The following is an 18,496-nucleotide window of genomic DNA, read 5'->3' as shown; positions in this document are numbered from 1 at the left end:
CGGCCGAGGGCAAAAAGGGAGGAAACCATGAGCAGCAATCGAGGCGTGGTCTATGTCGGGCCCGGCAAGGTCGAGGTGCGCGATATCGACGATGCCAAGCTCGCGGCCCCGGATGGCCGGCGTATCGAGCACGGCGTCATCCTGAAGGTCATCTCGACCAATATCTGCGGCTCGGACCAGCACATGGTGCGCGGGCGCACCACGGCCGAGCCCGGCCTCGTCCTCGGCCACGAGATCACCGGCGAGGTGATCGAGAAGGGCGTCGACGTCGAGATGCTGGAGATCGGCGACATCGTGTCGGTTCCCTTCAACGTGGCCTGCGGGCGCTGCCGCTGCTGCAAGGCGCAGGACACGGGCGTCTGTCTCACCGTCAACCCGTCGCGCGCGGGCGGCGCCTACGGCTATGTCGACATGGGCGGCTGGATCGGCGGGCAGGCGCGCTACGTCACCGTGCCCTATGCCGACTTCAACCTCCTGCGCTTCCCCGACCGCGACCGCGCCATGGCCAAGATCCGCGATCTGACCATGCTGTCCGACATCCTGCCGACCGGCTTCCACGGCGCGGTGAAGGCGGGGGTCGGGGTCGGCTCGGTGGTCTATGTGGCGGGGGCGGGGCCGGTCGGCATGGCCGCCGCCGCGTCCGCGCAGATTCTGGGCGCCGCCGTGGTGATGGTCGGCGACTTCAACAAGGAGCGCCTCGACCACGCCGCTAAGGTAGGCTTCCAGCCGATCGACCTCGGCCAGCACGACGATCTCGGCGAGATGATCGCCGAGGTCACCGGCTCGAACGAAGTGGACAGCGCGATCGACGCGGTCGGCTTCGAAGCGCGCGGCCATGCGGGGGGCGAGCAGCCCGCCATCGTCCTCAACCAGATGATGGAGATCACCCGCGCGGCCGGCTCGATCGGCATTCCCGGGCTCTACGTCACCGAAGATCCGGGCGCGGTGGACAGCGCCGCCCGCCAAGGCAGCCTGTCCCTGCGTTTCGGCCTCGGCTGGGCGAAGGCGCAGTCGTTCCACACCGGCCAGACCCCGGTCCTGCGCTACAACCGCCAGCTCATGCAGGCGATCCTGCACGACCGCCTGCCGATCGCCGACATCGTCAACGCGCGCATCATCTCGCTGGACGACGCCGCGAAGGGCTACGAGACCTTCGACCAGGGGGCGGCGGTGAAGTTCGTGCTCGATCCCCACGGCGCGCTCGCCGCCTGAGGCAGCCTTACGCCGGAGCGCTCGCCCCCGCTTTGATCCGATCAGGGCGGGGAAGGCGCGCATGGCCGCGCACCGGATCCTTCGAGCTTCGGTGCGCGCTCCCACGGATCGTCGACCCCTTCATGGGGGCTCGCAACTGCCCTGCCGCGTTTCAGGGATCGAGCGCGCCGAATCTATTGTCGAAAATTCATGATGTCGGCGACGTTCCTAGTGGTTCGTAGCGGGGACGTTTGTGTGCGCCGCATCTTTGCACAAGTGTCGCACCCACGCCCTTCTTTTAGGCAGCCGCTTTTCACTGCCCAACGCCAAAGCGCTCCTGTCTCAAAACGACAACGGATATGTCGCATAGGTCCTATTTGGAGGTTGGAACACCTTTAAGCTTCCTTCAGCATCGTCACATGAGGACAAGAAACGGTCGGCATTACCCTTCTCTCCCGTCGTTGCGCATGCGGCTTCAACGAGCGCAGTTGCACTGCAACGACGCGCGAATCACCTTTGTTCTTGAGTCCGAAGATCTCGGAAGGAATGGGGTTTGCATCGGCTAATTCGGTGAAACCTGGAAGGTTCGCCCCCAAGACTTGCCAGGCTTGGAAAATACTTGTGAGATGAGGCGCACTGATCAAGCGAACGCCGATCACGTGAGTTCGGACCACACCGACCAGGGAGTTTCGAGAAGACCGTTCCGCCTGCCAACCACCAAGGGGAGCCCCGGAAACCGGCGCCGCCGCGATGCTCCCGTCATTTGCGCCATGGGAAACAGCAGATGAATCGCTTCGTTCATTCGACCTGCCTCGCCTTCGGTCTCCTGACGCTCGGCTCGGCCGCCGCGCATGCGGCAGGAGACTGCAGCGAGGTCACCATCGCAGCCATGAACTGGCAAAGCGCCGAGGTCCTCGCCAGCCTCGACAAGTTCATCCTGGAGAACGGCTACGGCTGCAATGTCTCCGTCATCTCGGGCGACACCGTGCCGACGCTGACCTCGATGGCCGAGCGCGGCCAGCCCGACATCGCACCCGAAGGCTGGGTCGACCTCGTGCCGGAGGTGATCAACCGCGGGATCAGCGAAGGCAAGCTCGTGGCCCCCGGTCCCGCCCTGTCGGACGGCGCCCAGCAGGGCTGGTTCATCCCGAAATACGTGGCCGACGCCCATCCCGACATCAAGACCATCGGCGACGCGCTGAAGCATCCCGACCTCTTCCCCGCTCCCGAGGATCCGGCCAAGGGCGCCGTGCACAACGGGCCGCAGGGCTGGGGCGGCACGGTGGTGACGGCGCAGCTCTTCAAGGCCTACGACGCCGGGGCCGCCGGCTTCGACCTCGTCGACACCGGCTCGGCCGCCGGTCTCGACGGCTCGATCTCGCGCGCCTACGAGAACAAGCAGGGCTGGCTCGGCTACTACTGGGCGCCGACCGCCATTCTGGGACGCTACCCGATGGTGAAGCTCGGCTTCGACGCCCCCCATGACGACGCCGAATGGAAGCGCTGCAACGCCGTCGCCGACTGCCCCGACCCCAAGCGCAACGAATGGGTGGCCGACAAGGTGCTGACGGTCACCACCTCCCGGTTCGCCGAGCGGGCGGGCGAGCCGGTGATGACGTATCTCGGCACGCGCTCCTGGTCCAACGCGACCGTCAACGAGCTCCTCGCCTGGATGACCGACAACCAGGCCACGGGCGACGACGGCGCCAAGCACTTCCTTGAAACCAAGAAGGACGTCTGGAGCACCTGGGTCTCGCCCGAGGTCGCGGCCAAGGTCGAGGCGGCGCTCTGAGCCCACGGCATTCATGGTGCGTCCCGTCCGCCCCGCCGGGCCGGCGGGACGCACCCGACCGGGCCGATGCACCACGCGACCCGCATCGGGGAAGGGGAAACTGAATGGACTGGCTCTGGACCTTTCCGCACCTCGACGACAACAGCCTACGGGTCCTGCGCACCACGATCGACGACAGGTTCCGCGCCTTCACGCGCGCCTGGGGCGATCCGATCCAGGCCCTGTTCGAGCCGCTGCGGCTGCTTCTGGTCTGGGCCGAATGGGTGATGCTGAGCACCCCCTGGCCGGTGATCGTGCTGGCCGTCGCCGCCCTCGCGTGGGCTGCCAGCCGCCGCTGGCCGATCGTCATCGGCTCCGTCGCCACCCTTCTCCTGATCGGATATTTCGACATGTGGGAGGACACGATGCGCACGATCTCGATGATCCTCGTGTGCACCCTCATCTCGCTGGCGCTCGGCATTCCGATCGGCATCGCCATGGCCCGGTCGGCCCGCGTCCGGCGCGTGATCAGCCCGGTCCTCGACGTGATGCAGACGCTGCCGAGCTTCGTCTACCTCATCCCCGTCGTCATGCTGCTCGGCATCGGCCGCGTCCCCGGCCTGATCGCCGTCGTCATCTACGCCATTCCCCCGATCATCCGCCTCACCGATCTCGGCATCCGCCTCGTCGACCGGGAGGTGTTGGAAGCCTCCGATGCCTTCGGCTCGTCGTCCTGGCAGAAGCTCTTCGACGTCCAGCTACCGCTGGCCATGCCCACCATCATGACCGGCATCAACCAGACCATCATGATGGCGCTCGCCATGGTGGTGATCGCCTCCATGATCGGCGTCCAGGGGCTCGGCCAGCCGGTGCTGCGCGCCATCAACAACCAGTACTTCACCATCGGCATCTTCAACGGCCTCGCGATCGTCGGCATCGCGATCATCTTCGACCGGATCAGCCAGGCCTTCGGGCAGCGCCTGCAACGCCACAAGGAGCAGGGACATGGCTGATCGCCCGCCCGAGGAGCACGGGATCGAGATCCGCGGCCTGTCCAAGATCTTCGGCCGGCATCCCGAGCGCATCGTGCCCCTTCTCCGGCGTGGCGCGAGCAAGCAGGAGATCATGGAGGTGCACGGGCACGTCCTCGGCCTCAACGACATCAACATCGCCATGCCCGCCGGCCGCATCCAGGTCATCATGGGCCTGTCGGGCTCGGGCAAGTCGACCCTGATCCGCCATATCAACCGCCTGATCGACCCGAGCACGGGAGAGGTCGTCGTGGCTGGCGTCGACGTGTGCCGGATGTCGCCGGGCGAGTTGCGCGAGTTCCGTCGTCACAAGACGGCGATGGTGTTCCAGCAGTTCGGCCTCCTGCCGCACCGCAACGTCCTCGACAACGCGGTCTACGGGCTGAAGCTCCAGGGCGTGCCGCGCGCGCGGCAGGTGGAGGCGGCCCGGCACTGGCTCGGGCGCGTCGGCCTCGCCGGCTTCGAGGCGCACTATCCGCACCAACTCTCGGGCGGCATGCGGCAGCGCGTCGGGCTGGCCCGAGCGCTCGTCAACGACGCGCCGATCCTCCTGATGGACGAGGCCTTCTCCGCGCTCGATCCGCTGATCCGGGTGGACATGCAGTCGATCCTCCTGGACCTCCAGAAGGAGATCCGGAAAACCATCGTCTTCATCACCCACGACCTCGACGAGGCGCTGCGCCTCGGCGACCGGATCGCGATCCTGCGCGACGGCGAGGTGGTGCAACAAGGCACGGGCCAGGAAATCGTCCTTTCGCCCGCCGACGAATACATCTCGAACTTCGTGCGCCACGTGAACCGGGGCAAGGTCATCCGGATCGAGACGGTGATGGACGCCGAGCCGGCGGCCGGGGGCTGCGCCGAAGGGCTGGAACTGTCCAGGGGTACGCTTCTCGAGAACGCCGTGTCCGCCCTCCTTTCATCGGGCCGGGAACATGTGGTGGTCACCGACGAGCGGGGCGGGCGGGTCGGCTCGCTGACGCTGTCCCAGCTGGTTTCGGCCATGGTCGCGCCCTGACGCATGCGGGGCGGGCGGGAGACTGGGGGGCCTCGCTTGCCCGCCGGCCCTTCCGACGGCTAGAGCCTTTGCGCGACGGGCCGCCCGGCCTTCACCCGCCGACCCATGCGAGGGAGCCCATGACGGAAGCCAACCGCGAACTCGACGCCCTTTTCGATCGTCTCGCCATCGCGCCGCAAGCCATCGAACATCCCCCCGTCCACACCGTGGAGGAGGCCTTGCCCTATTGGAGCGCCTTGGAGGGCGTCCACACCAAGAACCTTCTCCTGAAGGGCGCCAAGGGCGGGCTTTGGCTGATCTGCGTTCCCACCGAACGGCGGCTCGACCTCAAGGCGCTCGCCGCGCACCTCGGCGCCAAGAAGTTCTCCTTCGCCAGCGCGGAGACGCTTCTGGAGGCGCTCGGCGTCGTTCAGGGCTCGGTCAGCCCGCTCGCCCTCGTTAACGACAAGGCGAAAGCGGTCAGCCTCGTTCTCGACAAGCGGATGCTGTCGCACCCCCGCCTCACCGTCCATCCACTGCGCAACACCGCCACCGTATCCCTGGCGAGCGCCGACCTTCTTCGCGTGGTGGAAGCGACCGGCCACGAGGCGCAGATCGTGGATTTCGACGCGCTGGCGAGCGCCGAATGACCCTCGCTTGGTCGGCTGCTCGCGACCTCAAGCGGGCGCGGTCCGGCGCTCCCCTCTCGGGCTGTGGCCGAACCGCTCCAGGTAGCTCTGCGAGAAATACGACGCCGAATTGAAGCCGCTCGCCATGGCGACGTCCAGAATGGTCATACGCGTCTGGCGCAGGAGCTGGCGGGCATGTTCCAGGCGGATGTCGATGAAGTGCCGGCTCGGCGACACGCCGAGATGCTCCAGAAACAGGCGCTCCATCTGGCGCGGCGATAGTGCGACGCCGCGCGCCAAGTCCTCGATGCTCACCGGCCGACCGATCGAGGCTTCCATCATCTCCACCACGCGCAGGAGCTTGGGATGCGCGACGCCGGGCCGGCCGCCGCGAGGATCGGGCCGCTGACGCTCGCCCGCATCGCGGATCCGGTGGTGGATCATCTGGTCGGCGACCCCGCGCGACATGGCCTCGCCGTGCCGGCTCCGGATCAGCGACAGCATCATGTCGGCGGCCGCCACGCCCCCCGCGCAGGTGAAGCGGTCGCGGTCGATCTCGAACAATTCGTCGCCGACCTCGAGATCGGGAAAGCTCGCCTGGAGCCCCGGCCGGTTCTCCCAGTGGATGGTGCAGCGATAGCCGGCCAGAAGCCCGGCCTTGGCCAGCACATGGGCGCCCGTGCACACGGCCCCGGCCGCCGCGCCGCGTTTCACCAGCCGGCGCGCCACGGCGATCAGGTCGTGATGATGGGAAAGCTGCACGTCGACGCCTGCGCAGACCACCACGGCGTCCATGTCGACGGCGCCGCGAAACGACCGGTCGACATTGACCCGCACCTCGTTGGACGCTTCGGCGGCCACGCCGTCGGCCGAATAGAGGGTCCACTCGTACAGCGTCCTGCCGGCCACCCGGTTGGCCAGGCGTAGGGGCTCGATCGCGGCCGAGAAGGCGATCATCGAGAACCGCTCCGTCAGCATGAAGCCGAATACTTCGGGACTCGAACCGTCGCTCACCACATCACCCGACATGACAATGTCGGAAAATCTAAAATAGCTGTCGCGCCGCTTCAAGACAGCACAAAGGAAAACGAGAATTCTTCCAAGCTTGGAAGAGGCTCGATCCAGCCTCCTCGTCGCGGATGGACGCCAAGCCATGCTGAATAGGTTGAATTCGCTGGAAGCCTTGGTTCATGGCCGCAAGGCCGGCCATAGCCTGGAGGCCCCCTTCTATACGTCGCCCGAGATCTTCGAGGCGGACATGGAAGCGATCTTCCACCGCCACTGGATCTATGTCGGGGTGGAGCCGGACGTTCCCGAGCCCGGCGACGTGGCGAGCGTGGAGATCGGCAAGGCCTCGATCCTCCTGATCCGCGACGACGACAACGAAGTGCGCGCCTTCTTCAACGTGTGCCGCCACCGCGGGGCACGCCTGATCGACGAGGAAAAGACCACGGTCGGCAATCTCGTCTGCCGCTACCATTCCTGGACCTACGGGCTCGACGGGCGCCTTCTCCACGCGCCCCACATGGGGCCGGACTTCGACCCGTCCTGCAAGGGCCTGAAGCCCGTCCACCTGCGTTCGCTGGAAGGGCTCCTCTTCGTGTGCCTGGCGGAGAACCCGCCGGAGGACTTCGACGAGATCGCCGCGCGGATGGGGCCCTACATCGCGCCCCACAACGTGCGCAACACCAAGATCGCCTACCAGAGCGACCTCGTCGAGATGGGCAACTGGAAGCTCACGATCGAGAACAACCGCGAGTGCTACCACTGCGAGGCGAACCATCCCGAGCTGACGGTGCCTTTGTTCGCCTACGGCTTCGGCTTCGCGCCCGAGGAGCTCGACCCGATCGACCTCGAAAACGCCCAGCGCTACGACGCGCTGCGCCAGGCGAGCCATGCCGAGTGGGAAGCGATGGGCCTGCCCTCGCGCGAGATCGAGGAGCTCGACACGCGTGTCACCGGCTTTCGCACCGAGCGCCTGCCGCTCGACGGCGAGGGCGAGAGCCACACGATGGACACGCGCGCGGCCTGCCGCATTCCGCTGGGCGCGGTCGCCAACGCCAAGCTCGGCGGCCTGTCCTTCTGGACGCAGCCGAACTCCTGGCACCATTTCCTCGGCGATCACATCGTCACCTTCTCGGTGCTGCCGCTCGACGCCGAGCGCACGCTCGTGCGCACCAAGTGGCTGGTCAACAAGGACGCGGTGGAAGGCGTCGACTACGACATCGAACGCCTGATCGAGGTGTGGACCGCCACCAACGCGCAGGACGCGGCGCTCGTCGCCATGTGCCAGCAGGGCGCCACCAGCCCCGCCTACGAGCCCGGCCCTTATTCGCCCAACACCGAGATGCTCGTCGAGAAGTTCATCCGCTGGTACATTTCCCGCATGGCGGACCACCTCGCCCAATGAGCATGGCAGGAAACGGGCTCGGCCCGAACGGCGCCCTCCCCGCCCCCTTCGCCCCGGCCGAAGCGCTTTGGGACTGCGAGGCGGACGACACGCTGGTCTGCCGGGCTGTCCGCCAGGAAACCCACGACGTCAAGACGTTCGTGCTGGCACCGTCCACCCCCGGCCGGTTCCGCTTTCAGCCCGGTCAGTTCATGACCTATGCCTTCGAGATCGGGGGCGAGACGCTGTATCGCTGCTACACGATCTCCTCGCCGCCGACCCGGCCAGACCGGTTGAGCTTCACCGTGAAGCGCGTGCCCGGCGGCCCGGTATCGAACTGGCTGCACGACAACCTCCGGCCGGGGATGCGCATCCGCGCCGTCGGCCCGATGGGCGAGTTCACCTCCACCGCCCATCCCGCGCCCAAGTATCTCTTCCTGTCGGGCGGCAGCGGCATCACGCCGCTGATGTCGATGGCGCGCACGTTCGGGGATCTGGGCGGGGGCGAGGACGTCGTCTTCGTTCATTCCGCCCGCACGCCCGCCGACATCATCTTCCGCGAGGAGCTGGAGGCGATGGCGCGCGTCGACGAGGCGTTCCGCTTCGTGCCCATCGTCGAGCGGGTGGGCCCGCTCGCGCCGTCGAGCGGCCTTCGAGGCTATCTGACCCGCGCGATCCTCGATCTCGTGGCGCCCGACTTCCGGGAGCGCGAGGTCTTCGTCTGCGGTCCCGCCCCCTACATGGCGGCGGTGCGCGCCCTTCTGGCGGAGGCCGGCTTCGACATGCGCCGGCACCACGACGAAAGCTTCGACTTCAGTGCCCTTGCCGTCGAAGAAAAGGCCGAGGCGATGGAGGCCGAGACCCAGCTCGAGGCCGAGGCGGCGGTCAAGACCTATCGGGTGGAGTTCACCAAGACGCGGCGCACCATCGAGGTGCCCGCCGACATGACGGTGCTGGAAGCGGCCAAGCGGGCCGGCATGCGCCTGCCCTCCTCCTGCGCCAAGGGCCTGTGCGGCACCTGCAAGTCGAAGAAGGTGTCGGGCACGCTCGAAATGGCGCACCAAGGCGGCATCCGCCAGCGCGAGATCGACGCCGGCATGGTTCTTCTGTGCTGCTCCAAGCCGACCAGCGACCTCGTGATTGAACGCTAGAGCCGCTCGAAAGCGAGGCGCCCGGCCTCCCATCGATGCGTCACGGGCCGGGCACGCGATCGTCCGACCCCGGGCTCCGACCGGTCGACGCGCCGCATCCCGGAAGGAACATGAGGCACGGCGCGCCGACGAAGACGGTCGGCGCGCCCGCTGAAAAGTTCAGAACTCCTCCCAGCTATCGGCTGCGGGCGCGACATTGCTTCCCGTCACCCTCAGTTGGGCCACCGGCGGGCTCGACGCCGCGGCGCGCGGGGCGGAGAAGGATTTGGGCGTCGGCGCCCTTCTGGCTTCGACGCGCCGCGCCTGCGCTTCGTGCCGCGCCGTGGTCGCCAGCTTGAAGCGCGTGATCAGCGCGGCAAGCTGGTCGGTCTCGTCCGCGAGCGTCTGCGCGGCGGCGGTCGCCTGTTCCACCATCGCCGCGTTCTGCTGGGTCACCTTGTCCATCTGGTCGGCGGCGGTCGAGACCTCCTTCAGGCTCATCGCCTGCTCGCGCGCGCTGCGGGCGATGTCCGAGACTTCCGCCGACATGGTGGCGACCTGGGCGACGATCTCCTCGAGGCTCCGGCCCGAGGCCGTCACCAGCTGAACCCCCTGCCCGACCTGGACCGAGGAGGTCGAGATCAGCTCCTTGATCTCCTTGGCGGCTTCCGCCGAGCGCTGGGCAAGGCCGCGCACCTCTTGCGCTACCACCGCGAAGCCGCGTCCCGCTTCGCCGGCGCGCGCCGCCTCGACGCCCGCGTTCAAGGCGAGGAGGTTGGTCTGGAAGGCGATCTCGTCGATCACCCCGATGATCTTTCCGATCTCGTCGGACGACTTCTCGATGGCGCTCATCGCCGTCACCGCGTCGGCGACGATCCGGCCGCCCTTCTCCGCGCTCTTCTGCGTCAGTTCTGCCGTCTTCTGCACCCGGCCGGCGCCTTCGGCCGTCTGATGCACGGCGCGCGTCACCTCGGCAAGCGCGGCCACGGTCTCCTCCAGGCTCGCGGCCTGCTGCTCGGTGCGCTGGGCGAGGTCGTTGGACGCGATGTTGATTTCGCCGAGCCCGTTGCGGATCGAGGACACGCCCGTCATCACCCCGCCCATGGTTTCCTCCAGCGCCACCACGGTCTGGTTGAAGCGGGCTCGGATCGGCTCGTAGGCGGGGGCGACGCTGCGCTCCATGCGCACGGTCAGGTCGCCCTCGGCCAGCGCCTCGAACCCGACCTCGATGTCACGCACGAAGCCGGTCAGCTCGTCCGACTTCGCCTTCTCCGCCTCCGCCAGGCGCGCGTCCTCCAGGCGCTGGCGCTCGCGAAGCGCGAGGGCCTCCTCCTCCAGCCGCACCTTTTCGAGCGCGGCCTGCTTGAACACCTCGACGGCGCCCGCCATCGCGCCGATCTCGTCGGAGCGCTGGCGCCCCTCGACGCTGGCGGTGAGATCGCCCGCGGCCAACCGGCCCATCGTGCCGGTCAGCGTCTGGATCGCGACGCCCAGACGGCGCGCGAAGAGCATGAAGCCGATCAGCGCCAGGGCCGAGATCGCGACCGTGCAGACCAGCATAGTCCAGGCGGCCGAGCGGGCAGCTACGAGGATCGGCGTCACGTCGGACGCCAGCTCCAGGACGCCGATCTTCGCGCCGGAAAAGTCGGCCAGGACGACGCCGGTGACGGCGTAGTCGACGCCCCCGACGCTCGCGACGCGCTCCACGGGTCGGCCGTCGAGGACGTCCTGGAGTTCTTCCGGTCGGAGGAGGCCCCCCGAATCCGATGTCGAAGCCTGGGTCTGAAACTGGCCGTCCGCCAGGACCTGCACCGTCAGCGCGCCGTCGACGGCCTTCGCCAGACGCGTGAAATAGTCCTTGGTCAGCGTGGTGCCGACATCCACGACGCCCACGGCCGCCCCGCCCTGCAGGACGGGAGCGCTGGCGAAGACGCTGACCGCCGTGCGGCCCGGCTCGATACCGACCGTCAGCTTGCCGTCTCGCAGCGCGGTTTCCACCGTCTTGCGCCGGCCCTTCATCTGGTCGCCGAACTTGTCGGGCGTGTGGATACGGGCGATCACGTTGGTGTCGCGGTCGACGAAGCTGATCAGCTGAAGCGATCCGCTCTGGACGATCTGCGGCAGGCTGGCGGCATAGCGGGCGACGATCGCATCGCGCTGCCCGGCCTCGATGAGACCCGCGGTTTCCGGCTCGCCCGCCAGCGCCAGTGCCAGGGCCGAGGCCGCGCGCTTCTGCGCCTCGATGTCGCCCATCACGAAGCCAAGGTCGTTGCGCAGCTCGCTCTGGACGGTGTCCTGGCTCATCTGCGTCTGGCGATACCAGGCCAGGCCACCGATGGCGCCGCTGGCGAACAGCACGGCCGCAAAGCCGCACGCGGTGATGGAAACCCAGAGCGGTCGCTTCACCGCCGCCTGTCCGGTCGTCATGGAATGTCCTCCGGCCGCCTCTTCCTGCGATCGGTGTCGTTCCCGGGACGCATGCGACCGGGCGACCTTAGCCATCGAAGGTTGACAATCCTTCTTCGAACGAACGAGGCGCGATCGTCGCCCTCCCGGTGTTGATAAAAGGCCCCGCTTCCACCAAGAAGGTCGAGGACGGGTGCGGGACGTGCCGCCTCCGTTCGGAAGCCCTGGGGGATGCGGGGGCTTCGGGAGGAACGAGGGATGTCCACAACGCTTTGCCCAGCGCCCGAGGCCGCGCGATCCGTTCGGCGGCTCGTCGAGGCGGAAGGACGGGCGATCGGCGCCCGGCCGCGCGATTTCTCCCGCTTGACCCATGCCCCTTCCCTCCGTTTTCCCGAACCGCCGCCGGGGGCGGCGTTGGCATGAAAGGACCCGAGAGAATGAGCGATGCGGCACCCGAGGTGGATCTCGACTTCTCGCTGGCAGGCAAGGTTGCCGTGGTGACGGGCGGCGGCTCGGGGATCGGAGCGGCCATCGCCTCGGCTTTCGCGCGCAAGGGCGCGAGCCTGGCCCTGTTCGACATCCAGCGGGAAGCCGCCGACGCCCAGGCGCGCGAGATCGGGCGCGGCGCGCGCGCCTTTCGCTGCGACGTCGCCGACAAGGCTTGCGTTGACGAGGCGGTGGCGGCCGCGCACTCGGCGTTCGGGCGCATCGACATCCTCGTCAACAGCGCCGGCATCGTCGCGCTGGCGCCGGCCGAGACGCTCTCGCTCGACGCGTGGGACCGGACGATCGCGATCAACCTCAGGGGCACGTTCCTGGTGTGCCAGGCCGTCGGCCGGCTGATGATCGCGAGCGGCGGCGGGCGGATCGTCAACCTCGCCTCGCAGGCCGGCACGGTCGCGATCGAGGAGCATGCCGCCTATTGCGCCTCCAAGTTCGGCGTCATCGGCCTCACCAAGACGCTGGCCGCCGAATGGGGCCGCCACGGCATCCGCGCCAACACGATCTCCCCTACGGTGGTGCTCACCGAACTCGGCCGGCAGGCCTGGAGCGGGGAGAAGGGCGAGGCGGCGAAGAAGCGCATCCCCGCCGGGCGCTTCGCCCATCCGGAAGAAATCGCTGCCGCCGCGGTGTTTCTCGCTTCCAGCGGGGCCGACATGATCAACGGTGCCGACCTTCTGGTCGACGGCGGCTACACCATCCTCTGAGTGTCCTTCGGGAGAGTTCCATGCAGCGTTTCATCAACGATCCGGACGAGGTGGTGGACGACACGGTCCGCGGTTTCGTCAAGGCGCACGCCGATCTCGTGCGCTTGTCCGAGCGCAATCGACGCGTCGTGGTCTCGCGCGCGGCGCCCGAACCGGGCCGCGTCGGCGTCGTGACCGGGGGCGGCTCGGGCCACGAGCCGGCCTTCATCGGCTATGCCGGCCGCGGCCTCGTGGACGCGGTGGCGGTGGGTGAGCTGTTTTCCTCGCCCACCGCCAAGAGCTTCCACGACGCGATCCGCGAAGCCGACGGGGGCGCGGGCGTCGTCTGCCTCTACGGCAACTATGCCGGCGACAACATGAACGTGAAGATGGCCACGAAGCTCGCGGCCAAGGACGGCATCGACGTGGCCGTGGTGGTGGCCAACGACGACGTATGCTCGGCGCCGCCGGGCGAGCGCGAAAAGCGCCGGGGCGTCGCCGGCGAGATCTTCCTATGGAAGATCGGCGGGGCGAAAGCCACTGAGGGCGCGACCCTCGAGGAGGTGCGCGCCACCGCGCAGCGGGCGATCGACAACTGCCGCTCGGTCGGCATCGGCCTCGGCCCCTGCACCTTGCCGGCCGTCGGCCACCCGAACTTCCGGATCGAGGCGGGCACGATGGAGGTCGGCATCGGCCATCACGGCGAGCCGGGCATCCGCGTGGAGCCTCTCAAGACCGCTGCCGAGGTGGCGCGCGACATGGCGCGCATCGTCCTCGACGACCACGCGCTGCCCGAAGGCACCGAGGTCGCGGTTCTCGTTTCCGGTCTCGGCGCGACGCCGCTGAACGAACTCTACATCCTGAACGACACGATCGAGGCGGAGATCGCGGGACGCGGGCTCGTCGTTTATCGCACCTATGTCGGCAACTACTTCACTTCGCTGGAGATGGTGGGCGCGACCTTGAGCGTTCTCGCGCTCGACGACGAGCTGAAGCGCCTTCTGGACGCCGAGGCGCACGCGCCCGGCCTTCGCGCCTGACGGGAGCCCTGCCATGACCAGCTTTTCCAATGCCGGCAGCGGCGAGATCGTCCTCTCGATGGCCGACCGGATCGCGGAGAACAAGGCCTATCTGTCGGAGATCGACGGGCGGATCGGCGACGGCGACCATGGCGTCAACATGGCCAAGGGCTTCGGCATGGCGGCCGATCGGCTGCGCGGACGCGACACGACCCTGGCCGAAGCCTTCGCGACGCTCGGCGAGGTGCTGATGGGCGAGATCGGCGGCTCCATGGGTCCGCTCTACGGCATGATGTTCACCGAGTTCGCGGAAAGCATCGAGGGCCGGGACGAGATCGACGCGCCCGCCTTTTCCGCCATGCTCGGCAAGGGTCTGGAAGGCGTCCAGTCGATCGGCGAAGCGAAGGTCGGCGACAAGACCCTGGTCGACGCGTTCGTGCCGGCGCTGGAGGCCTTCGACGCCGCGATCGCCGAAGGGCATTCGTTCGCGCAGGCTTTGGACGCGCTGGCGACGGGCGCCGAACGGGGCCGCGACACGACGATCGACCTCGTGGCGCGGGTCGGACGGGCGAGCCGGCTCGGCGAGCGCTCGCGCGGGGTTCTCGACGCCGGCGCCACCTCCTGCGCCCTGATCCTTCGCACTCTGGCCGAAGGCGCCGGCGGCCGTCTGCGCTAGTCGCTCAACCCGCATCTCGTTCCCACCCATCGCCGAAGGAACTCAACCCATGAAGAAGCTGATCAACGATCCCTCGGCCGTGGTCGACGAGATGATCGAAGGGTTGGTGCGCTCTCGCGAGGGGCTCGCCATCCTCGCCGGGCAAAGGGTGGTGGTGCGGGACGATATCGAGACGCTGAAAGGCGCGGGAAGGGTCGCGATCGTCTCGGGCGGCGGCTCGGGCCACGAGCCCGCCCATGCCGGCTATGTCGGCGAGGGAATGCTGACGGCGGCCGTATGCGGCGACGTCTTCACCTCGCCCTCGACCGACGCCGTGCTGGCCGCCATCCGCGCCGTCACGGGACCGGCGGGCACGCTCCTGATCGTCAAGAACTACACCGGCGACCGTTTGAACTTCGGCCTTGCCGCCGAGATCGCCCGGGGCGAGGGATTGCTCGTCGAGATGGTGGTGGTGGCCGACGACATGTCGATCGATGCGAGCGGCGACAATGCCGGCCGCCGGGGCATCGCCGGAACGGTGCTCGTCCATAAGGTCGCGGGTGCGGCGGCCGCCGCGGGCCGGACGCTGGCGCACGTGAAGCGGGAGGCCGAGCGCGCGATCGCGGCGGTCGGCACGATGGGCGTCGCCCTGTCACCCTGCACCGTGCCGGCGGCGGGCAAGCCCAGCTTCACGCTGGGCGAGGACGAGATCGAGCTCGGCCTCGGCATCCACGGCGAGGCGGGCGTCGAGCGCGTCGCCTGGCGCCCCGTGGACGATCTGGTCGCGCTTCTGCTGAACCGGGTGCTGGACGGGCTCGACGTGCGCGAGGGCCAACCCGTCGCGCTTCTCGCCAACAATCTCGGCGGAACGCCCGCCATGGAGATGGACCTCGTGGCGCGCGCCGCGCTCAAGGCGGCGGACGCGCGCGGCGTGCGCGTCGAGCGCCTATGGACGGGCACCTTTCTCACTGCGATCGAGATGGCCGGGTGCTCGGTTTCCGTCCTGCGGCTCGACGATGACCTCCTCTCGGCGCTCGACGCCCCGGCCTCGGCGCCGCCTTGGCCGGGCAAGGGCGTGAGGCCGAGGGTGGACCTGCCGCTCGTGGAAGTGCCCCGCGAGGCGGCCGGCGCGCCCGAGCCCGCCGCTCCCAATCCGGCCGTCGTCGCCGCGATCCGCGCGGCGGCCGAGCGGCTGGTGGCGGAGGAGAGCCGATTGACGGACCTCGACCGGCAGGTCGGCGACGGGGATCTCGGCGCCAACCTCGCGCGCGGCGCCGAGGCCGTGCTCGCCGAAATCGAAGGCTACCGCGACCGATCGCCCGCTTCGGTGCTGCGCGCTCTTTCCGCCACGATGCGCCGCACCGTCGGCGGCACGTCCGGGGCGCTCTATGCGGCGGGGCTCCTGCGGGCGGCCAACACGCTGGAGGGGCGCACCGCTCCCTCCGTCAAGGACTGGGCCGAGGCCTTTCAAGGCGGCGCGCAGGCGATCGCCGAGATCGGCGACGCCAGGCAGGGCGACCGCACCATGCTCGACGCCCTGCTTCCGGCCGCCGAACGCCTGGCCGGCGGGGCCGACCTTTCCGACGCCGCCGGGGCCGCGCAGGCGGGCGCCGAGGCCACCGCTCGCATTCCCCCGCGCCGCGGGCGGTCCAGCTATCTCGGCAGCCGCGTCCTCGGCATCCCGGATCCGGGCGCCGAGGCCGTCGCCGCATGGCTGGACGCGGTGGCCGGCGCCTTGAGGGCACATTCGGGCGAGGCGTGACCCGCCCGGCCCCGTCCGGATCGTTGGCCGGGTATGGTTTGAGACCTCCGGGCAATCTCGGCCCATGGAACAAGCCTTCCATTCCCGAACTTGCCCCTCAAACGTGGCAGGACGGGTTTCGCCGTTGCCGCACCCAATATCCGGATACGGGGAAACATCCATGAAAGCGCTTTGCTGGCACGGCACCAACGACATCCGCTGCGACACGGTGGACGACCCGAAGATCGAGGACGCACGCGACGTCATCATCAAGGTCACGAGCTGCGCCATCTGCGGCTCCGACCTCCACCTGATGGACGGGCTGATGCCGACGATGGAAAGCGGCGACGTTCTCGGCCACGAGTTCATGGGCGAGGTGGTCGAGGTCGGCTCGGCCAATCACAAGCTCAAGAAGGGCGACCGCATCGTGGTGCCCTTCAACATCAATTGCGGCGAATGCCGCATGTGCAAGATGGGCCTTTATTCCGTCTGCCAGCGCTCCAACCGCAACGGCCAGATGGCGGCCGAGCAGTTCGGTTATCCGACGGCGGGCCTCTTCGGCTACTCGCACCTCACCGGCGGCTATGCCGGCGGCCAGGCGGAATACGTGCGCGTGCCCATGGCCGATGTCGGGCCGATGGTGGTGCCGGACGGCATGAGCGACGACGACGCGCTGTTTCTGACCGACATCTTCCCGACCGGCTACCAGGGCGTGGAGCAGTGCGAGCTGAAGGGCGGCGAGACGGTCGCCATCTGGGGTGCGGGTCCGGTCGGCTACTTCGCCATCCAGTCCGCCAAGGTGCTCGGCGCCGAGCGCATCATCGTCATCGAAACCGTGCCGGAGCGCATCGCGCTCGCCCGCAAGGCCGGTGCCACCGACATCATCGACTTCGCGAAGGAGGATGTCTTCGAGCGCATCAAGGAGATCACGGGCGGCCAGGGCGCCGATGCGGTGATCGACTGCGTCGGCATGGAGGCCGATGCCGGGCACGGCCAGGGCGGCCTCATCTCGGCGATCAAGGAAAAGGTCGCGCCGGTGGAGCGCGAGTTCGTGCTGACACAGGCGATCAAGGCCGTGCGCCCCGGCGGCGTCGTGTCGGTTCCGGGCGTCTACGGCGGGCCCTTGTCGATCAACATGGGCCAGATCGTCCAGAAGGGCCTGACGATGCGCTCCGGCCAGACGCACGTGAAGCGCTATCTCGAGCCGCTGACGAAGCTCATCCAAGAGGGGAAGATCGACATGCGCTCGGTGGTCAGCCACCACAGCACCGACCTCGCGGAAGGACCCGACCTCTACAAGGCCTTCAAGGAGAAGAAGGACGGCTGCACGAAGGTCGTGTTCCACCTCGGCTGACGCGCCGTTCCCGTACAGGACGCGACCCACGGCCGGAGGCGATCTCCGGCCGTTTCCACGACGGGCGGCGTTTCGGCTCGCTCGACTTTTGGCGCCCGCGCCCGACTTGTCGCCCGAACCATCGGAGACTCTCGATCCCATGTCCCAGCAAACCTCGATCACCCTCAACGACGGCCGCGCCATTCCGCAGGTCGGGCTCGGCGTCTGGCAGGTGCCGGACGAGACGGCGACGCAATCGGTCGCGGAAGCCCTCAAGGCCGGCTACACCCATGTCGACACGGCCGCGATCTACGAGAACGAGCGCGGCGTCGGCCGGGGCCTTGCCCAATCGGGCGTCACGCGGGGCGACGTCTTCGTCACCACCAAGCTCTGGAACGAGAACCAGGGCTTCGACCGGACGCTGCGAGCCTTCGACGAAAGCCTGAACCGCCTTGGCCTCGATCATGTCGATCTTTACCTCATCCACTGGCCCTCGCCGGCACGCGAGGCCTATGTCGACACCTGGAAGGCCTTCATCCGGCTTCGCGAGGAAGGGCGCGCGCGTTCGATCGGCGTGTCGAACTTCACCGCCGAGCATCTCGACCGCCTGATCGGGGAAACCGGCGTCACGCCGGTTCTCAACCAGATCGAGCTTCACCCGCGCTTCCAGCAGCGGGACCTGCGCGCCGCCCACGAGGCGCGCGGCATCGCCACCCAGTCCTGGAGCCCGCTCGGGCAGGGGCAGCTCCTGTCCGACCCCGCCATCGCCCGCATCGCGCAAAAGCACGGCAAGACGCCGGCGCAGGTCATCATCCGCTGGCACGTCGACAACGGGCTCGTGGTGATTCCGAAATCGGTGACGCCGAGCCGCATCCGGGAAAACATCGCCGTCTTCGACTTCCGCCTCGACGAGGAAGACCTGTCGGCCATCGCCGCCCTGGATTCGGCGGAGGGGCGGATCGGCCCCGATCCGATGACGGCCAAGTTCTAGACCGGAGCTTGCCAGGGTTCGCCGAA

The 18,496-nt window shown here is 68.4% G+C and carries 15 protein-coding genes; 13 read left to right on the top strand and 2 right to left on the bottom strand.

All coding sequences use genetic code 11. The features are described 5' to 3' along the window. Nucleotides 1–27 precede the first annotated feature (27 nt). The 5 genes from fdhA (at nt 28) to H7A85_RS01635 (ending at nt 5,640) form a co-directional block, all read left to right on the top strand. On the top strand, nt 28–1,212 hold the full coding sequence (gene fdhA, locus H7A85_RS01655) for a formaldehyde dehydrogenase, glutathione-independent (RefSeq protein ID WP_182084140.1): 1,185 nt from the start codon (nt 28–30) through the stop codon (nt 1,210–1,212). A 763-nt stretch (nt 1,213–1,975) separates the two neighbouring features. Then, entirely contained in the window at nt 1,976–2,983 is a 1,008-nt protein-coding gene (locus H7A85_RS01650; RefSeq protein WP_182084139.1) for an ABC transporter substrate-binding protein, read from the top strand. A gap of 104 nt (nt 2,984–3,087) precedes the next feature. Continuing rightward, entirely contained in the window at nt 3,088–3,975 is an 888-nt protein-coding gene (locus H7A85_RS01645; protein ID WP_182084138.1) for a proline/glycine betaine ABC transporter permease, read from the top strand. Continuing rightward, complete coding sequence (locus tag H7A85_RS01640; protein WP_182084137.1) at nt 3,968–5,011, top strand: glycine betaine/L-proline ABC transporter ATP-binding protein; 1,044 nt, start codon at nt 3,968–3,970, stop codon at nt 5,009–5,011. Before H7A85_RS01645 ends, H7A85_RS01640 begins: the two co-directional genes overlap by 8 nt. A 119-nt stretch (nt 5,012–5,130) precedes the next feature. Further along, nucleotides 5,131–5,640, top strand: coding sequence for a prolyl-tRNA synthetase associated domain-containing protein (locus H7A85_RS01635; protein WP_182084136.1), 510 nt, complete (start codon nt 5,131–5,133; stop codon nt 5,638–5,640). Nucleotides 5,641–5,667: 27 nt separating this feature from the next. On the opposite strand, the gene H7A85_RS01630 is transcribed toward H7A85_RS01635, so the two are convergent. After that, nucleotides 5,668–6,597, bottom strand: a complete 930-nt coding sequence (locus H7A85_RS01630; RefSeq protein WP_182084135.1) for a GlxA family transcriptional regulator — start codon at nt 6,595–6,597, stop codon at nt 5,668–5,670. Nucleotides 6,598–6,772: 175 nt separating this feature from the next. Here H7A85_RS01630 and H7A85_RS01625 point away from each other — a divergent pair, with 175 nt between their 5' ends. Both H7A85_RS01625 and H7A85_RS01620 read left to right on the top strand, forming a co-directional pair. After that, on the top strand, nt 6,773–8,029 hold the full coding sequence (locus H7A85_RS01625; protein ID WP_182084134.1) for an aromatic ring-hydroxylating dioxygenase subunit alpha: 1,257 nt from the start codon (nt 6,773–6,775) through the stop codon (nt 8,027–8,029). Then, a complete protein-coding gene (locus H7A85_RS01620; protein WP_244630875.1) occupies nt 8,026–9,159 on the top strand; it encodes a hybrid-cluster NAD(P)-dependent oxidoreductase in 1,134 nt (377 codons plus the stop codon). The genes H7A85_RS01625 and H7A85_RS01620 overlap by 4 nt, the downstream gene beginning before the upstream one ends. A 159-nt stretch (nt 9,160–9,318) precedes the next feature. Here H7A85_RS01620 and H7A85_RS01615 read toward each other — a convergent pair whose 3' ends face one another. Next, nucleotides 9,319–11,565, bottom strand: a complete 2,247-nt coding sequence (locus H7A85_RS01615; RefSeq protein ID WP_182084133.1) for a methyl-accepting chemotaxis protein — start codon at nt 11,563–11,565, stop codon at nt 9,319–9,321. 416 nt (nt 11,566–11,981) lie between these two features. Between H7A85_RS01615 and H7A85_RS01610 the strand changes: the two genes are divergently transcribed. From H7A85_RS01610 to H7A85_RS01585, 6 genes are all read left to right on the top strand, one after another. Then, a complete protein-coding gene (locus H7A85_RS01610; protein ID WP_182084132.1) occupies nt 11,982–12,752 on the top strand; it encodes a GolD/DthD family dehydrogenase in 771 nt (256 codons plus the stop codon). Nucleotides 12,753–12,772: 20 nt separating this feature from the next. Continuing rightward, nucleotides 12,773–13,771 (top strand): dihydroxyacetone kinase subunit DhaK, encoded by a 999-nt coding sequence (locus H7A85_RS01605; RefSeq protein ID WP_182084131.1) that lies wholly within the window; start codon nt 12,773–12,775, stop codon nt 13,769–13,771. A gap of 13 nt (nt 13,772–13,784) precedes the next feature. After that, nucleotides 13,785–14,426 carry a dihydroxyacetone kinase subunit DhaL gene (dhaL, locus tag H7A85_RS01600; protein WP_182084130.1) on the top strand — a complete coding sequence of 214 codons (642 nt, stop codon included), beginning with the start codon at nt 13,785–13,787 and terminating at the stop codon, nt 14,424–14,426. 49 nt (nt 14,427–14,475) lie between these two features. Beyond that, nucleotides 14,476–16,167: a dihydroxyacetone kinase subunit DhaL gene (dhaL, locus tag H7A85_RS01595; RefSeq protein WP_182084129.1), complete on the top strand. Its 1,692-nt coding sequence runs from the start codon at nt 14,476–14,478 to the stop codon at nt 16,165–16,167. 160 nt (nt 16,168–16,327) lie between these two features. Beyond that, the gene (locus H7A85_RS01590; RefSeq protein ID WP_182084128.1) at nt 16,328–17,500 is read left to right on the top strand and encodes a zinc-dependent alcohol dehydrogenase; all 1,173 of its coding nucleotides are present in this window, start codon (nt 16,328–16,330) and stop codon (nt 17,498–17,500) included. A 139-nt stretch (nt 17,501–17,639) separates the two neighbouring features. Continuing rightward, entirely contained in the window at nt 17,640–18,470 is an 831-nt protein-coding gene (locus H7A85_RS01585) for an aldo/keto reductase (RefSeq protein ID WP_182084127.1), read from the top strand. Nucleotides 18,471–18,496: the final 26 nt, after the last annotated feature.

The organism is Aureimonas sp. ME7, from assembly GCF_903970965.1.
Taxonomy (GTDB): domain Bacteria; phylum Pseudomonadota; class Alphaproteobacteria; order Rhizobiales; family Rhizobiaceae; genus Aureimonas.
This window is presented reverse-complemented; position numbering and strand designations above follow the sequence as displayed.

What these genes read in the sequence shown, in the direction of transcription:
- H7A85_RS01645 (WP_182084138.1), top strand. Translation starts at nt 3,088, where the DNA reads ATGGACTGGCTCTGGACCTTTCCGCACCTCGACGACAACAGCCTACGG.
- dhaL (WP_182084130.1), top strand. Translation starts at nt 13,785, where the DNA reads ATGACCAGCTTTTCCAATGCCGGCAGCGGCGAGATCGTCCTCTCGATG.
- H7A85_RS01640 (WP_182084137.1), top strand. Translation starts at nt 3,968, where the DNA reads ATGGCTGATCGCCCGCCCGAGGAGCACGGGATCGAGATCCGCGGCCTG.
- H7A85_RS01585 (WP_182084127.1), top strand. Translation starts at nt 17,640, where the DNA reads ATGTCCCAGCAAACCTCGATCACCCTCAACGACGGCCGCGCCATTCCG.
- H7A85_RS01610 (WP_182084132.1), top strand. Translation starts at nt 11,982, where the DNA reads ATGAGCGATGCGGCACCCGAGGTGGATCTCGACTTCTCGCTGGCAGGC.
- H7A85_RS01630 (WP_182084135.1), bottom strand. Translation starts at nt 6,597, where the DNA reads ATGCTGACGGAGCGGTTCTCGATGATCGCCTTCTCGGCCGCGATCGAG.
- H7A85_RS01615 (WP_182084133.1), bottom strand. Translation starts at nt 11,565, where the DNA reads ATGACGACCGGACAGGCGGCGGTGAAGCGACCGCTCTGGGTTTCCATC.
- H7A85_RS01620 (WP_244630875.1), top strand. Translation starts at nt 8,026, where the DNA reads ATGAGCATGGCAGGAAACGGGCTCGGCCCGAACGGCGCCCTCCCCGCC.
- H7A85_RS01635 (WP_182084136.1), top strand. Translation starts at nt 5,131, where the DNA reads ATGACGGAAGCCAACCGCGAACTCGACGCCCTTTTCGATCGTCTCGCC.
- H7A85_RS01605 (WP_182084131.1), top strand. Translation starts at nt 12,773, where the DNA reads ATGCAGCGTTTCATCAACGATCCGGACGAGGTGGTGGACGACACGGTC.
- dhaL (WP_182084129.1), top strand. Translation starts at nt 14,476, where the DNA reads ATGAAGAAGCTGATCAACGATCCCTCGGCCGTGGTCGACGAGATGATC.
- H7A85_RS01590 (WP_182084128.1), top strand. Translation starts at nt 16,328, where the DNA reads ATGAAAGCGCTTTGCTGGCACGGCACCAACGACATCCGCTGCGACACG.
- H7A85_RS01625 (WP_182084134.1), top strand. Translation starts at nt 6,773, where the DNA reads ATGCTGAATAGGTTGAATTCGCTGGAAGCCTTGGTTCATGGCCGCAAG.
- fdhA (WP_182084140.1), top strand. Translation starts at nt 28, where the DNA reads ATGAGCAGCAATCGAGGCGTGGTCTATGTCGGGCCCGGCAAGGTCGAG.
- H7A85_RS01650 (WP_182084139.1), top strand. Translation starts at nt 1,976, where the DNA reads ATGAATCGCTTCGTTCATTCGACCTGCCTCGCCTTCGGTCTCCTGACG.